Origin of the sequence: Rhodopila sp., from assembly GCF_035548235.1 — a bacterium.
GTDB lineage: Bacteria > Pseudomonadota > Alphaproteobacteria > Acetobacterales > Acetobacteraceae > Rhodopila.
This window is the reverse complement of sequence record NZ_DASZTJ010000218.1, coordinates 1-15,111: the sequence shown is the minus strand read 5'-3', so window position 1 is coordinate 15,111 and position 15,111 is coordinate 1. Positions and strand designations below refer to the sequence as shown.

The 15,111-nt window shown below is 63.5% G+C and carries 9 protein-coding genes and 1 tRNA gene; 5 read left to right on the top strand and 5 right to left on the bottom strand.

All coding sequences use genetic code 11. The features are described from left to right. Positions 1–818 precede the first annotated feature (818 nt). Positions 819–2,363 carry a right-handed parallel beta-helix repeat-containing protein gene (locus VHB27_RS18175; RefSeq protein WP_325603112.1) on the bottom strand — a complete coding sequence of 515 codons (1,545 nt, stop codon included), beginning with the start codon at positions 2,361–2,363 and terminating at the stop codon, positions 819–821. A gap of 708 nt (positions 2,364–3,071) precedes the next feature. Beyond that, positions 3,072–4,595, bottom strand: a complete 1,524-nt coding sequence (locus VHB27_RS18170; protein ID WP_325603110.1) for a glycosyltransferase — start codon at positions 4,593–4,595, stop codon at positions 3,072–3,074. A 1,428-nt stretch (positions 4,596–6,023) separates the two neighbouring features. Here VHB27_RS18170 and VHB27_RS18165 point away from each other — a divergent pair. Beyond that, positions 6,024–6,230, top strand: coding sequence for a cold-shock protein (locus tag VHB27_RS18165; protein WP_325603108.1), 207 nt, complete (start codon positions 6,024–6,026; stop codon positions 6,228–6,230). A gap of 557 nt (positions 6,231–6,787) precedes the next feature. On the opposite strand, the gene lpxD is transcribed toward VHB27_RS18165, so the two are convergent. Beyond that, positions 6,788–7,828 carry a UDP-3-O-(3-hydroxymyristoyl)glucosamine N-acyltransferase gene (lpxD, locus tag VHB27_RS18160; RefSeq protein ID WP_325603106.1) on the bottom strand — a complete coding sequence of 347 codons (1,041 nt, stop codon included), beginning with the start codon at positions 7,826–7,828 and terminating at the stop codon, positions 6,788–6,790. 376 nt (positions 7,829–8,204) lie between these two features. Beyond that, positions 8,205–8,280, bottom strand: a tRNA-Lys gene (locus VHB27_RS18155). A 184-nt stretch (positions 8,281–8,464) separates the two neighbouring features. On the opposite strand from VHB27_RS18155, the gene VHB27_RS18150 reads away from it, so the two are divergent. Further along, positions 8,465–9,625 carry a DUF2336 domain-containing protein gene (locus VHB27_RS18150; RefSeq protein WP_325603104.1) on the top strand — a complete coding sequence of 387 codons (1,161 nt, stop codon included), beginning with the start codon at positions 8,465–8,467 and terminating at the stop codon, positions 9,623–9,625. Positions 9,626–9,629: 4 nt separating this feature from the next. On the opposite strand, the gene VHB27_RS18145 is transcribed toward VHB27_RS18150, so the two are convergent. Beyond that, positions 9,630–10,178, bottom strand: coding sequence for a TlpA family protein disulfide reductase (locus VHB27_RS18145; protein WP_325603102.1), 549 nt, complete (start codon positions 10,176–10,178; stop codon positions 9,630–9,632). A 66-nt stretch (positions 10,179–10,244) separates the two neighbouring features. Between VHB27_RS18145 and argH the strand changes: the two genes are divergently transcribed. From argH to VHB27_RS18130, 3 genes are all read left to right on the top strand, one after another. After that, positions 10,245–11,615 (top strand): argininosuccinate lyase, encoded by a 1,371-nt coding sequence (argH, locus tag VHB27_RS18140; protein ID WP_325603173.1) that lies wholly within the window; start codon positions 10,245–10,247, stop codon positions 11,613–11,615. Then, complete coding sequence (gene lptM / locus VHB27_RS18135) at positions 11,612–11,740, top strand: LPS translocon maturation chaperone LptM (RefSeq protein WP_325603100.1); 129 nt, start codon at positions 11,612–11,614, stop codon at positions 11,738–11,740. Before argH ends, lptM begins: the two co-directional genes overlap by 4 nt. A 210-nt stretch (positions 11,741–11,950) precedes the next feature. Beyond that, positions 11,951–15,111, top strand: a 3,161-nt coding sequence (locus VHB27_RS18130; RefSeq protein WP_325603098.1) for an AsmA-like C-terminal region-containing protein, incomplete at its 3' end; no start/stop codon positions are given.

Genomic DNA, 15,111 nt, shown 5'->3' with positions numbered 1-15,111 from the left:
CGCTTCTTGGACTGGTGTCTGGACGCGGGCCACATTGCAGCGAACCCGTGCGCCTCGATAGTGCGAGCCCGCCGGCCCAGCCGCTGCCAAGCTTTGGGAACCTGTCTGGCGTGACATCGCCCGCTTCCTCATCGTGGTCCCGTGTCGGCGAAGCGCGGCTGCAAGCTTTGGACTGGGCTCACGTCAATGTGGTGACATGCGAATGGCGGCAGCTTGGGCGGATGACCAAGAACAATGAGCCGCACGGGCTGCTGCTGACGTCCTTGGCCAAGTCGGTATGCCGAGCCGGTTGGGATCGTCATACAGTCGGGCTGGATCAGTAATGGTCAATAATGCGCCGCGCTTCCGCCGCAATCGACACCGACCTTAGGACAGGATGCCGAGCAGAACTCGGATCCTGAGTCAGGAGATGGTCATGCGAAAGATCGCAATCGCTGCGGCGGCCTTCGGAATCCTCGGAGCTCTGGCAACAGTGGCCCCTGCGCGGGCAGATGACGACGGTGCCCGGAGTTGGCACCGGTGGCACGAATGGCGTGAGCACGAGTGGCGAGAGCATGCCTGGCACGAATGGCGGGAGCATCATTGGCACCCGTATGCTCCAGCCTACGTGGCGCCAGGGTATTATGCCGCTCCGCCACCCGTTTATTATGCGCCTCCGCCTGTGGCGTACCCCGCGCCTGGCGTCTCTGTCGGATTCGGGTTCAACTTCCGATAACCGCATCCGGCTGCGGCGCGGCCGTCTTGATGTCCGCGCTGCTGATCGTACCGGTCACAGAGGGAGAATAGACGATCGAATTCATCCGACCGTCTATGCGGTGTTACGGGCAGCTTCCTGTAAGGGTGTGGTCGCAAGCGCCGCTGTCCGAATTGAGCGCTGGATTGGTTAACGCATAGCCTACGACTGGGCTGGTCGCACTAGGAATGAAGTTATTTGACATCAAATCCGGAATACCAATCGCCGAAACGCCGATCTTGTTCGACGTGCAAGCAAAAGGAAAGTAATCACCGTCAAACATGGCAATCCCCCCGTCGCATTTGTCAGTACCCCAAATATCAACTGTTCCCCCTTGTGTAACATTGTTTAGAAACGAGTTGCCGCTGTCAACGACAGCACCTGCTCCGTTGCTGTTGCCGGCCAACAGAGAAACATTGGACATGAGTGGACAAACATAGGGAGGTGTTCCATAAGACGCTCCATGGCAGCGGCTATCGGATGCACTCGTTGCCGGGACGGGTATAGCTACATTATTATACACCTTTCCATCGATAACGCCGTTGAAATTGATCTCGCCTCGTGGGATAGCGCTTTCCCAAGGATCAAGATTGTTATCGTAAGCGGTGTTATTCAGCACATCCACATGTGCGGACCTGAAAACCTGGATACCCTTGCCGCCGTTGTTATAGACGGTGTTGTTTGAAACTAGCGTGCGACCAGAATACCAAACATCGTCGACACCGGCACCGTTCATCGTGTCGATGATGATGCCGTTGCCATCGGTGTCGTAAGGATCACTGGCGTCACCGCATGCGGTGACGGCGTTGTCGTGGGAGTTGTTGTACAGAACGACTTGCCTAAACGGCCCATACGTATAGTTACCGTAGGTCCATGTGCCCCAAGCAATATCGAAGCCGGTCGGCGTATAGTTTGGTACGTCTTTCGACACGACAAATGTGATGCCGGACCCCTGAGCATCGCAGGTGACGGACGCATTATTGTAGGTTTCGTTCCACTCCACAAAGAGCCAGTCGCCTTCATTAGTATTAACCCCAGCTTGGCCAAAGCCATGAATTTTGTTATTTAATACGACAAGGTGGTGAACAGACCGCGCGGCAATCGGAGCGCCACCAGGATTGTTGGATGTATAAACGCCAACCCCATATGGCACGGCACTAGAGGCCGCGAGGTCAAAGCCGTTGATGACAATGTAATTAGGGCCGCTACCATCGGTGTTGATAATTCGGAATGAAGGGTCGCTTTCAACACCGGCAGCAGTGATCTGACAGGCATCAAGCTCCGTACAAGTCCAGACTACCCAACCATCAACGTTCGCGGAATTCCCGCCGTGTTGAATGTTGACGCCCTGAGCATATGTGCCTGGCTCAACGTGAACGCAATCGCCGGCGATTCTATCGCTATCTGCATGCTGTAGAGTCTTCCAGGGTGCGGCACTTGTACCCGCATTTGCGTCATCGCCAGTCGTAGCGACGTAGAAATCTCGCTGGCAGGTCCACCACGGTTGAGCGAAAACGGAGGCATTTGGCCCGACATTGATAGGTTGCGCTTTTGCGTGAGGTGCACCTAGCAGCATTGTGCAGCACACTACGCCTGCGAGCATGCATAAGAAATGGAAGGATTTACGCATCCCCTCCCTACCTCTCGTTGTGATTTCGGGCGATGAATACAACCATTGAAAGGAAGATGGCCAGTGGGGGGTTCGTGATTTCCCATCTTCCTGAAGTACCCGAAGGGCGGCGCGTGCTTATGGCCGATGCCACCTAGCTTCGCTGCCGTCCAACGCGACGGCCGCATCAGCGGTCCTCGGTCATCAGGTAGCGAGTCCAGCGTCAGGGTGACGGGATGGGCCTGACGATGAGGAGCGGGCGGCTCGACTCCCGCAGGCATCGACCCTCCACAGGCGCATCGTCCCAACTCACGACTGGCGGCATATATTGTAATTTTTTGTCGCCATAGGTAACGTTCCAAAGGGAGAGGGATGGAACCGTGCGAGGGCATCCTCATGGTGGAGCAGCTAGTGGCGTGCTCACGCCATGTGCGTTAGCACGCCAGTTCATTGACAGGGCCAGAGGTGAAAATCGCTTTCATCGTTGCAATTTCCCTTGGCTCACTCCTTTGCAGCGTGTCGGCCAAAGCCCAGTGGTGCATGCGGGGCGATCCTTGTGGACCGCCGCCGACATTGCCCGGTTACGTGATCATGTTGAAGCCGGAGGAAACTGCGCAACGGGCCTCGGCATGTCGGGCAGAGCAGAACGCGGAAGAGCAACGTCAGCGAGCAGCGCAACAGCCTGGCCGTGTACCTGGCCATACCGGCAGGCGATGAGCAGCAGGTCCCTCACACTCGCGCCGAGTGGCGCAAGGGCAGGCGTACGAACAGGTTGCTGAGCCAGCGACCGGGGGCAGTGACGCGCCAGGAGGTGGAGCGGTGGATCGCGGCTAGGGCCTCCCGACACGCTCCGCTCTCGACTTCCAGCGCCGCTCGCGCAGAGCGTTCGGCCGCGAGATCCGACTGCGCAGCAGACAATGCGGAACGCATCTCGTCATGGGCGGACCGCTCGGCGGTGAGTGCGGTGTGGGTCGCAATGAGCTCCGTCTGAAGCTCGGCACTGTGGTCGGGCAGAACTCCCGGCCTGTTCCCGGTCGTGTCACAATCGACCAGCGGGTGCGGCAGGGCCTCGTGGAGGAAGCGCTGCACAGCCGCGCGGATGGCGTGCCCCGCTGGAGGATCGGCGCGATGCTCCGCCATCACGGCTCGGTAGAGCGAGATGAGCTGGTCGAGGTAGGGGTCGAGGTCCGCGTCAGCGCGTAGCCGTGCAGCGACAGTCTCCGCGTCGGCGCGATCGTAGCGATCGAGCTCACGGCCCACGGCGCTCGGCGTCACCGCTCCTGTGAGGCCGCGCAGCGCGAAGTTGTGCCGCCGGAAACGATCATAGGTCTCGGGCGTGACAAAGCCGCCGAAACCGTTGCCGTCGCAGGCAATCACTGCCGAGCCGGCGGCCAACGCTTCGATCGCGCTGCGCCCGGTGGCGAAGACGATATCGTGCGTGACGAGGATGCGCTCCGGGTTGGCCTCTTCGCGATCGAGGCCGGCGACGGCAAAGGCAATCCCGCGCTCCTCGCACGCCGTGCGCAACACCGGAAGGATCGCCTCGCTCGCGCGTGGGAGGAAAGCAAGCGCGCGCAGCGGTCGCTCAGGCAGCGGTTCGGGACGGGCGGGGATGCGCGCGAGGTCGATCGCATTCGGCAGAATCATGGCCCGCTCCGCGCTGATCCCCTCACGGTTGACGACATTGTCGCGCGTGCATTCGGAGACTGCGACGTAACGACGGATCTGGGGGAAGCGGGGCGGCCGTTCGAGAGCAGGACTCCATCCATGACAGAAATGGATCGCGGGGACGCGTGGGAAGTGAATCAGCGCCTCGCCGGTGGTGAAGAAGTGCTGTGCATGGATGATATCGGGCTGATCCCCGATGCGCGCCAGGTCGTCAACGACCGGAATGCCCGCCGCCGCAATCTCCTCCGCAATAGGGCCGAGGGAAGGCGCATAGACCAGCGGCGCCAAATCGCGCGCGTGAAGGCCGAGGGCAATGTCCCTGATGACTGATTCGGTGCCGCCGCGATTCTTCAGGCTCCAGTTAACAAGCAGAACACGGAAAGAATTCTGGCATTCTGGTCCGTCACCCGCAGCGTTCGTCGAGTTCTCCGCCAATCCCGCGGCCGTGACAGGAAAGCCAGGGTAAGGACCGTGGTGGTTACCGTTACTGCTATCGCTAGACATGATTGCGGAGATACAGGGCATGGCGGATGGCATCAACGCCGCGGGGTGTCGAGAGAACTTGCCCCTGACCGCAGTCTCCATTCTTGGCGCCTGGGCATCGTTATGAAATTTACCCGGCGTGAGGCGGTATGGCGCGCTTGAGCCTCACCCCCGCGCCGCTCGCTACCGCTTCTTCGCTAGTTCCTGCTTGTGAAAAGCGCCAGCCTCTCGCTCAAGCTCCGTACGATGGTGTTCGACAAGCTCCTCGACAATGGCACCGATCGAGGGTTGCTCGCCGGGGCTTCGCTGCGCCCGCCGCATTGGATTGTTGGATAACGTCCGGGTTCAGGTCGCTGGCTACAGCGGCTAGACTTCACTCATGCTCGTCGTCGCCATCCATCATCATCAATGAACGCCAGCGCTCGGGAAAGCGTCGGGCCCGGGAGCGTACTTGGAATAGTAAGTTTCCTTCGCTTCTATGCAGTCATCCCCCAGTTGGAACGCTATGCTTGTGTCACCTTGATCGCACGCGATGACAGCAGCCCGGAAATGCTCCGCGGTTGGCTCGCTTCCACATCCGGCCAGGGACAGGGCCGCCGCGGCCAGTAGAAGGAGGGCTTTCATCGGTCTGCCTCCACAGTCTGGAACTCCCTCTCTTCATGTCTGCCAACCGTGTAGCTTGCCGCCGGAGACCGGACGCCCCGCCGCCACCGAACCAGACCACGAACGAATACGGCATCACGGGTGACCCAACCAGTTCAACAAACCCGGCCCCGGCCCGAATGTCCCCGGTGGCCAAGCTGTAGCGGACATCGGGTCGGCAGCCGCGCGAGGCGCAGAAGAAGGCTTCGGCAGCGGCCCCTCGGTCTATCGCAAACGACGCAGGACGCTCTGCGCGCGGCCGGCGCTTCCAACAAGCCGGGCGAATACAATCCCCTTAAGGCCATTAATAGGGCGCATTGTTCTGTTGGTCGCGTTCAGCGAACGGCGCCTCATTGCCCTAGCGGATGACCTTCTGATCGATCGCGTTGTCGGTACCAGCGTGACCAGGCCGATGCATATCACCACGAATACCTGGCCGATGGTGCCTCGCTGAATAAAGTTGGCGATCAACCAGAGGAAGGCGAGGAGGACGGCAGCAGGGCGGTGATAGGCATGGCGTCCGGAGCGGTTGCGCCTCCGACATATGTGCGTGCGCGAGTCGAAGTGAAGCTTCGGCGTCGAGTGCCGCGTAGGCTATGTGCCGAATGAGTGAAGATGCGCTGCCACGAACGCCGGCTCGCGCCTGCCATACAAGATGACCATGTGATAGGGCCGCCAGCAAGCGCGATGCAGCCCTTTTGAGGGGGAGCACGAATTTATGCCTTGCTTTCGTTGACCAACGCGTCCATCTCATTCGCTCCGGTTGGGCTTTTCGGCCTGTGGAAGCTCTCGACGCCGCAGGCCATCGCGTTGTTCCAGTTCTATCCGCTTTGAGAAGTACGCAACCCCTGCATACGAGCCGGGGCCAATCGGAAGCGGAGTTCAGTCATGTCAAAAGGTACCGTTAAGTGGTTTAACGGCCAGAAGGGCTACGGATTCATCCAGCCCGACGATGGATCGAAGGATGTCTTCGTCCATATCTCAGCGTTGGAACGTGCAGGTTTGCCCACTCTCAACGAGGGCCAGCAAGTAACCTACGAGGTCGAGCGCGGGCAACAAGGCAAGATATCGGCCGTCAACCTCCAAGCTGTCTGAGCAGCGTGGCGCCGTTTCGGCGGCGCCCTATTGGGAGGTGTATATGCTGAAGCATAAATACGCGGTTGGTGACCAGGTCATCGTGAGTTCCCTCACATCAAACGAAAATATTCGACCGGGAGTATATACGATCGTCAGGCTTCTGCCTCTCGCCAGAGGTCACTATCAGTATCGTGCCAAGAACGAACTTGACCGGCACGAACGTGTGTTCGACGAGAACATACTTCGTCGCTCCGATGTTTGAACGCGACCCGTCGCCTTATGCGTGCGAGTTGACGCCTGCGCAAGTGGCGTTCCTCGTCTCGTTGCTGCCTGGACCTCGTCGGACCAACGACTGTCCCGATGCAATCACGGTGGGCGGTCTCTTACGGCTCAACCTCGTTGCCTGGGACGAACCTGACCACCGGAGCGGCGGACGACGCAAGCCTAGCACCTTCGCGCTGACCAAGGCCGGAGCCGCGGCGCTTCACACGCTTCCTTCCGCGTTTGGTGAGCATTGCGCGGTCGGCGGCCGTCAACCGCCGCCACGAGGTTCTCATCGTAGATAGACGCCTCGATCATGCCGACGGCGGCGTGCGAGGACGGCTCAATTTCTTAAGCGTTGCAATCTCACGAAATACCTCGCGCGCAGGCCGGGCAGGGCTGCCGACAACCACGGCGCCAGATTGAATATCCGACATAACGCCTGATTGTGCACCGATCTGGACGCGTGCCCCAACACACACATGCTGGGCAAAACCGGCTTGACCCCCCACCACTACCCCGTCGCCGATCTCGACGGATCCCGAAATGCCCACTTGCGCCGCAATTGCGCAATGACGGCCGATCCGTACTCCGTGCGCTATTTGAACGAGATTGTCCAAGCGCGTGCCGGCGCCGATTATCGTGTCCTCCAGGGCGCCACGATCGATCGTGGTATTGGCACCCACCTCCACATCATCCTCTATCACGACACATCCTAGTTGCGGGACGGTCTGGAAACCGTGCGGCGTGATGGTAAACCCGAAACCTTCCTGCCCAATTCTCACCCCCGGGTAGATGTGCACCCGCGCGCCCAGTGATGCATGACTTATGCTGGCATGCACCCCGATCCGGCAGTCCGGACCCAATGTGACGCCCTTTCCGATTACCGCGCCGGCACCCAGCCGGCACCGAGGACCAATCTCAGCCCCGGCCTCGATCACGACATGGGCGCAGATCTCCGCGGTACTGTCGACATGAGCATCGCCGGCTACGACGGCCGTCGGATGGATGCCGGGAATGATGTCTGGCACTGGATGGAAGAGTGCCGCGACCTGCACCCAGCCTGCCTTTGGATCGGCCGTGATCAGCGGGATCGTTCCCGGAGGGACCGCAGCGAGCAGGTGCTCACTCACGAGCACCGCGCCAGCGCGTGTTTGGGCAAGTATCTTAGTCTGGCGGCCGTCGGCGACGAAGCTGATCTCGTCTGGCGTGGCGATAGCGAGCGCGGCGAGACCCGACACAAGGCGTTCGTTTGCCGGACAGGTACCTCCCACCGCGGCGGCGATAGCCGTCAGGGAATGAGGCCCCGTGCGGCTGAAGAATCGCGCATTACCCGTCTGCGGAAGGTCGTTCATGTGAAATCCTTAGCTCAATTGGGACCCGCTTCTTCCGCGAGCAGGCACCGGTCGACGCGGATGTGTCAAACAAGCGAGACACCTCCGGTGCCAGCGACCAGTCCAATGATCCTGCGACGGATATCGCTGGACAGTGCACCGGTGAGCCAGAGCGCCATGTGACTAAGTCATCGCAAGCCGCGGGATGAGGCGCGCGATTGAAGCCGAGAGGGTGGCGGCCAGTGGCGGCAGCGCTTGCGCTATTCCTTCCCATGGGGGACCGGGTTCATCGGCGCGCGTTGACCCGCTTGGCCCGTCAATGCCCTGTTCAACCGAACGAGGCAGGCTAGGGGACTACGATCGGTCTCTAAATTAGCCATATCTTCAATGAGTTACATGGTGAGCCCGGTGGGAATCGAACCCACGACCCCAAGATTAAAAGTCTCGTGCTCTACCGACTGAGCTACGGGCTCATGCAACATCCAAATGGGGCGCGCTTTAGAACGCCAACTACGGCGTGGGGTCAAGCCGTAATACAACGGCCCCACGACCAGACGGTCCGCCAAAACCCTGGCCAAAACACCTTGGCCGTTAACCTTTCCTTCAACCTCTCGCGGTAAGGATGCAGGCTCTTGCGCCGTCCGGAGGTTCCATCCTTTGCCCGCCAGCCTTACCCAACAGGATGTCACGCGGCTGCTGTCCAACCCGTCGGCCGAGGCCCGAGCGGAACTCGGCCAGACGATCGGGGACATGCTGGCCGATTCGGGCCTGGCGCCGCACGAGATCGAGCTGGCGCACGATATCGTGCGCGTCCTCGCCGCCGATATCGAAGAACAGGTCCGCACCGCGCTGTCCCGCAGCCTGCGCCATGCCGGCCACCTGCCGCGCGATGTGGCGCTGCGGCTGGCGACGGACGTCGATTCCGTTGCCTTGCCGATGCTGGCCGACTCCCTGATGCTGTCGGATGAGGATCTGATCGCTATCGTCCGCGGCGGGTCGGGCGTGCGGCAGGAGGCGATCGCCGGCCGGCGGGGCCTGGGAGAGTCGGTGTCCGACGCGCTGGTCGTCCACGGTGGCGAACAGGCCGTCGTCGTCCTCATGCAGAACCCTTCCGCTCGGATCAGCGAAGCCAGCCTGACGCACGCGACGGACCGGTTCGCGCACAGCGACAGCGTCAAGCAGGCGATGGTCCTGCGCAACACCCTGCCGATCACCGTGGCGGAGCGCCTCACCGCGCTCGTGTCGAAGGAACTGCAGGACCATCTGGTGCGCAATCACGCCCTGCCGCCGCAGATCGCGGCCGATCTCGTGCTGCGGTCGCGGGAACACGCCATGATCCGTCTGAGTGCGGGCGCCTCGGACGAGGCGCTGGTCCAGATGGTCACCCAGATGGAGCACAACGGCCGCCTGACGCCGACCCTGCTGCTGCGGGCCCTGTGCACCGGGGATATTGCGTTCTTCGAGATCGCGATGGCGGTCAAGGGCGGCGTTCCGTTGGAGAACGCGCAGGCGCTGATCCACGACCGCGGCCGCAACGGCTTGACGGCCCTCTACCGCAAGGCCGGCATGCCCGAACGGCTGCTGACCGCGACCCAAGCGGTGATCGACGTGCTGGCCGAGACGGGCTTTGACGGCAATGCGAGGGACCTGGAGCGTTTCCGCGCCCGCGTCATCAGCCGTGTGCTGACATGCGTGTCGTTCCTCGATCCCGAGGATGCGGACTACCTTCTCGACAAGTTGGGCGACATCCTCGTCCACACCCCGGACGGGGAGCTTCCGTCCGATGCCCAGCGCGAACCGGCGGATGCGCTGACCTAACGCGTCACGCCGCTACCAGCTTCTTGATCGCCGCCTCCGCGTCGGGGGCGCTCCAATCGGCGGCGCCTTCCAGCGATGCCACCTGGCGGTTTGCCGTGTCTATGATGAATGTCGTGGGAATCCCCCGCACGCCGAACGCGTGCGCCAGATCGCCGTGCGGGTCCAGCAGCACCGGCAAACTGGTGATGTCGTGCCGTCCGAACCAGGCCGAGACCGCCGATGCGCCGCCACGGTCCGAGGAAATCGGCATCACCGCGATGTCGGACGACGCCAGCGTCTTGGACAGGGCGGCCAGCGACGGCATCTCCTCCACGCAGGGCATGCACCATGTGGCCCAAAGGTTGACCACCATCCCGCGTCCCTTGAAGTCGGAGAAGTGATGCTTCGACCCGTCGGCGCCGAAAAACGCGATGTCCGGCACCGGCTTGGGTGGGTCGAACCGGACCAGGCCATGCAATGGCGACGGCGGTGCCGCGCGTGGTTTGCGTGGGCGGACTACGGCGGCTAGGGTGCCGCCCGCCGCCGCGGTCAGGACGTGGCGACGCCGTATCATCGCGCCGGAACCCGCTTCGTGAACGACCCAACCGACTCCGACCACCGACCTAACGCGCCGGCCAACATGCAGTGGGGCGGCCGCTTCGCCGCCGGCCCATCGGTGATCATGCAGGACATCAACGCCTCCATCGGGTTCGACCAGAAACTCTGGCGCCAGGACATACGCGGTTCCCGCGCCCACGCCGCCATGCTGGCCAGGATCGGGATCCTGTCACCCGCAGATGAGACGGCGATCGCCGCCGGTCTAGAGGCAATCGGACAGGAAATCGAGGCCGGGCGCTTCGACTTCGACGCCGGCCTCGAAGACATCCACATGAATATCGAGGCTCGCCTGACCGACCGCATCGGGGAAGCGGGGAAGCGTTTGCACACCGCGCGCAGCCGCAACGACCAGGTGGCTACCGATTTCCGCCTGTGGGTGCGCGACGCCATTGACGGGCTGTCCGCCCAGGTCGCCGACGTGATGCTGGCGCTGGCACAGGTCGCTGCGCGCCATGCCGCCGATCCGATGCCGGGGTTCACCCATCTGCAGACCGCGCAGCCGGTGACCTTCGGCCATCACATGCTGGCCTATGTCGAGATGCTGAACCGCGACCGCGGCCGCCTTGCCGACACACGCGCTCGCCTGAACGAATGTCCGCTCGGTTCCGCCGCGTTGGCAGGCACGTCGTTCCCGATCGATCGCGCCATGACCGCCGCGGCCCTGGGCTTCGACCGGCCAACGGCGAACAGCCTCGACGCCGTGTCGGACCGGGATTTCGCGCTGGAGTTCCTGTCCGCCGCGGCGATCTCCGCCATGCACCTCTCCCGCCTGGCCGAGGAGATCGTGATCTGGTGCAGCGCGCCTTATCGTTTCATCCGGCTATCGGATGCCTTCACGACCGGATCGTCGATCATGCCGCAGAAGCGCAATCCGGATGCGGCGGAACTGGTCCGCGCCAAGACCGGCAGGGTGACCGGCGCGCTGGTCGGCCTGCTGACGGTGATGAAGGGCCTGCCGCTGGCCTACGCAAAGGACATGCAGGAGGACAAGGAACCGGTGTTCCAGGCCGCCGAGGCCTGGGCGCTGTCGCTTGCCGCCACCGCCGGCATGGTGCGTGACATGGTCCCCGACACCGACCGCATGCGTGCCTTCGCGGGGTCCGGCTTCGCCACGGCCACCGATCTGGCCGATTGGCTGGTGCGCGTGCTGCGCCTGCCGTTCCGCAGCGCCCATCACGTCACGGGGCGGCTGGTGGCAATGGCCGAGGCGCGCGGCGTCGGTTTGTCAGAGCTGTCCCTGGCGGAGATGCAGTCGGTCGAACCGGGCGTCACTGCTGATGTGTTCTCCGTGCTGACGGTCGAGGCATCGGTCGCGTCGCGCACAAGCTACGGCGGCACCGCTCCGGCCAATGTCGCGGCGCAGGCCCAACGCTGGCTGAAGGCGCTGGCATGAGGACGGGGATCGCGCTGGCCCTGGCGCTGGGCCTTTTGCTGGCCGCCTGCGGAAAAAAGGGACCACCGGACCCGCCCGGCCCCCCCAGCGAGGTGATCTATCCGCATACATATCCGTCGCGTTAGCGGCAGGAAAAGCGTAGACGTCACGCACGCCTGAAGCAGCATTCGGGCGCCGCGCTTGCGAATCCGCGCTATGGTGATTCCGCACGCATGCGCGGTGGTATCCCCATCGCACGTGCGGGTTTGAACAAGAGACCGAGCGCATGCGCGTTTGAAAAGAGACCACGCGTTTGCGCGTTGGTAAGGCATCGACGAACCGGGCAGGAAGGGCGATTGGGCGAACGCCTCGACAGAACGTGGTGGCATCGCGCGCGGCATCATCCGGTGACGCGCCATTCCGGTTTCGTGCTCTGGCATTGCTCCCGCGCGGCGCATCGCATGCTGCTGATGGCGATGGGCATGCTGGTGGTAATGTGCAGCCTCCTTGCGTTCGGTGCGTGGCAATTGTCGCAGCGGCCGATCAATGGGCTGTGGTTGGCCAACCGCCTGAACGCCGCCCTGACCGAACGCGCCGCTCCGGTGCGCGTGGCATTCGGTGCCGTGACCCTCTCCTGGAGCGGTTTCAGCCTGGGCGTGGATGAACCGATCGACCTGCACGTATCGGAAATCTCGCTGGTTGACACCCAGAACCGCAAGATCGCCACCGCCTCCGACGCCAAGCTAGGATTTTCCTTCTCGGACCTCATTTTCGGCAAGATTTTTCCCCGATCGGTGGAGGTCGAACACGCGTTGCTGATCCTGTCGCGCGATTCCGCCGCGATGGAGCCGGGCGGGGAGGAGGAGCAGCGGTCGATCCCGCTCGACCAGCTTTCGGCCAGCCTCAACCACCGCGCGGGCGCCGATGCCGTTGCCGAGGTCGGACGGGGCGCCGACATCCCGGAGATCCCGTCGCAACTGCGGGAGGTGCGTTTCCACGACACCGATATCGTCTTTCGCGATGCCGCCGCCCATCTCGACTTGCGCGGGCAGCACATGGACCTGGACGTGGTCCGTCTGCGCAACGGCCATATCCGGGGGCGCCTGACCGCGCCGCTGACCGTGGGACGTGAAACCGCGAAAGTCAGGGCGGCCATGGACCTCGTCCCGGGTGGCGACAGCACCGCCGAGATCCGGGTCGCGCCGTTCCGCCCCGCCGCGATGGCGCAGTCCAGCCAGCTGGCTTTCCTGCGCGTCTTCGACGCGCCGATGAGCCTGGATGCCAGGGCGGTCCTGGACCACAACTGGTATCCGGCTCATATCCAGGCCTCGGCACGGCTGGGGGCCGGACAGATCCGCCTCGGTGCCGGCGCCGTGCCGGTTCAAAGCGGCGTGGCCGTCATCTCGGGATCGCCGGCGAGCATGACGCTGTCGCGCCTGCACCTCGTGTTCAAGCAAGCGGCTGACGGCATCCCGGAAGTGGCCGACGTGGACGGCACGCTGACCCGCACCGCGGACCGGATCGCAATGACGCTGAACGTTGCCGCCGGCCATATCGACGCCGCCGACCTGCCGATGATCTGGCCCACCGGTATCGGCGGCGGCGCCAGGCCCTGGATCGCGGAACACGTCACCGGCGGCATCGCCAATGGCACTGCGTCCTTCGCCGTCGAAGGCGACGAGCGCCTGCAGGACGTCACCGTGACCCAGGCATCCGGTGACCTGGACGTGGAGAACGCCGTCTTCACCTGGATCGATCACATGCCCCCGATCGATCAGGGCATGGTGCGCCTGCATCTGGTCGATCCGGACACGCTGGACATCCTGATGACGGGCGGTCACCAGCGCGTGGGTCCGGGCAAGCCGGACCTGATCGCCTCGGACGGCCGCATGCGGATCACCGGGCTGATGCAGCACGACCAGTTCGCCGACCTGCGTCTCGGCGTGAAAGGCCCGGTCACCAGCGCCCTGTCGCTGCTGAGCGAACCGCGCCTGAAGCTGCTGTCGGCGCATCCGATCGGGTTGAAGCCGAACGCGGGGGACGTGTCGGGGACGCTCGCTTTCCAGTTTCCGCTGGAACACAAGCTGCAGATGGACGACGTGGCGATCCACGCCGATATGCGCTTGAACCAAGTCCACCTGCCCGACGTCGTCGCCAAGCATGCGCTGGACGGCGGCGTCTTCGACATGTCGGTCGGCCGTGACGGGTTGACGCTGAAGGGGACAGGCAACATCGCCGCCATTCCGCTGACCATTGACGGCAGCATGGACTTCCGCGCCGGACCGCCGAACCAGGCGGTGCAGACAATCACCGCATCGGGCGAGGCGACCGTGGGCGCCCTGGCCAACGCAGGACTGCCGGTCGCCGATACGCTGTCCGGGTCGCTGGCGATGACCGCTAATCTGGTGGAACGGCGAGACGGCACCGGAACGGTTCGGCTGAGCGGGGATCTGGGAAAGGCGACACTGACCTTCGCGCCGCTGGCGTTCAGCCGGCCTTTGGACCGAGCCGCCAGCGCGACGGCGGTGCTGACCCTTTTCCACGACCAGTTGACCGGTGTCGAGCGGTTCAGCGTGACCGGCGACGGCGTGTCGGCCGCGGGGTCCGTGTCGCTGCCGCCGGGTCAGGCCAAACTGGTGACGCTCGACCGCTTGGTGCTGGGCCGCACCGATGCGCGCGGCACCGTGCGCATCGCGGCCGACGGCGCGATCGCCGTCGCCTTGCAGGGACCGGTGATCGATTTGTCGGCGAAGCTGACCGAAACCGGCAAGCCGGACGAGCCGCCGACCAGCACGCCGCCGTGGACGCTGACGGGACGGTTCGACCGTGCGGTCCTGGCGCACGATGTCTTGGCGAGGGACTTGTCGATGGCAGCCTCTGGCGGCGGGGACAAGCTCGGTTTGATGGACGTGACCGGAACGATCGATTCCGGCACCGGCTTTTCGCTGCGCCTGGCGCCATCGGCGGACCGGCGGCATTTATCGGTCCAGGCGGGCGATGCCGGCCGGTTCCTGCTGGGACTGGACGCGGTCAAGGGATTGAGCAAGGGACAACTATCGATCGAAGGCGACCTGCCGCCGGGGATCGGCCTGTCGCCGTTGACGGGGACCATGTCGATCGAAGACGCGGTGGTGCGGAACTCTCCGGTGCTGGGCAAGCTGCTGCAGGCGATCACGCTGTACGGACTGGTCGACGCCCTGCGTGGGCCGGGGATGGGGTTCAACCGGATCAGTTCGCCTTTCCGCTATGACGGGCATGACCTCTACCTCGACGACGCCGTCGCCGAGAACAGTTCCCTCGGCTTGACCGCGAAGGGGCGGATCGGCCTGGGCAAACGAGGCTCTGCTTTGAGTGGAACGATCGTGCCGGCCTATTTCTTCAACGCGCTGCCGGGGCGCATCCCGTTGATCGGTCGCCTGTTCAGCCCCGAGAAAGGGGGCGGGCTGTTCGCGGCGCGGTTCGACGTGGACGGCCCGATCGGCGATCCGAACGTGTCGATCAATCCCGTCAGCGCGCT

Bases quoted from the DNA above. Each gene is read 5' to 3' on its own strand.
- VHB27_RS18175 (WP_325603112.1), bottom strand. From the start codon at position 2,363: ATGCGTAAATCCTTCCATTTCTTATGCATGCTCGCAGGCGTAGTGTGC.
- VHB27_RS18170 (WP_325603110.1), bottom strand. From the start codon at position 4,595: ATGGAGACTGCGGTCAGGGGCAAGTTCTCTCGACACCCCGCGGCGTTG.
- VHB27_RS18165 (WP_325603108.1), top strand. From the start codon at position 6,024: ATGTCAAAAGGTACCGTTAAGTGGTTTAACGGCCAGAAGGGCTACGGA.
- lpxD (WP_325603106.1), bottom strand. From the start codon at position 7,828: ATGAACGACCTTCCGCAGACGGGTAATGCGCGATTCTTCAGCCGCACG.
- VHB27_RS18145 (WP_325603102.1), bottom strand. From the start codon at position 10,178: ATGATACGGCGTCGCCACGTCCTGACCGCGGCGGCGGGCGGCACCCTA.
- argH (WP_325603173.1), top strand. From the start codon at position 10,245: ATGCAGTGGGGCGGCCGCTTCGCCGCCGGCCCATCGGTGATCATGCAG.
- lptM (WP_325603100.1), top strand. From the start codon at position 11,612: ATGAGGACGGGGATCGCGCTGGCCCTGGCGCTGGGCCTTTTGCTGGCC.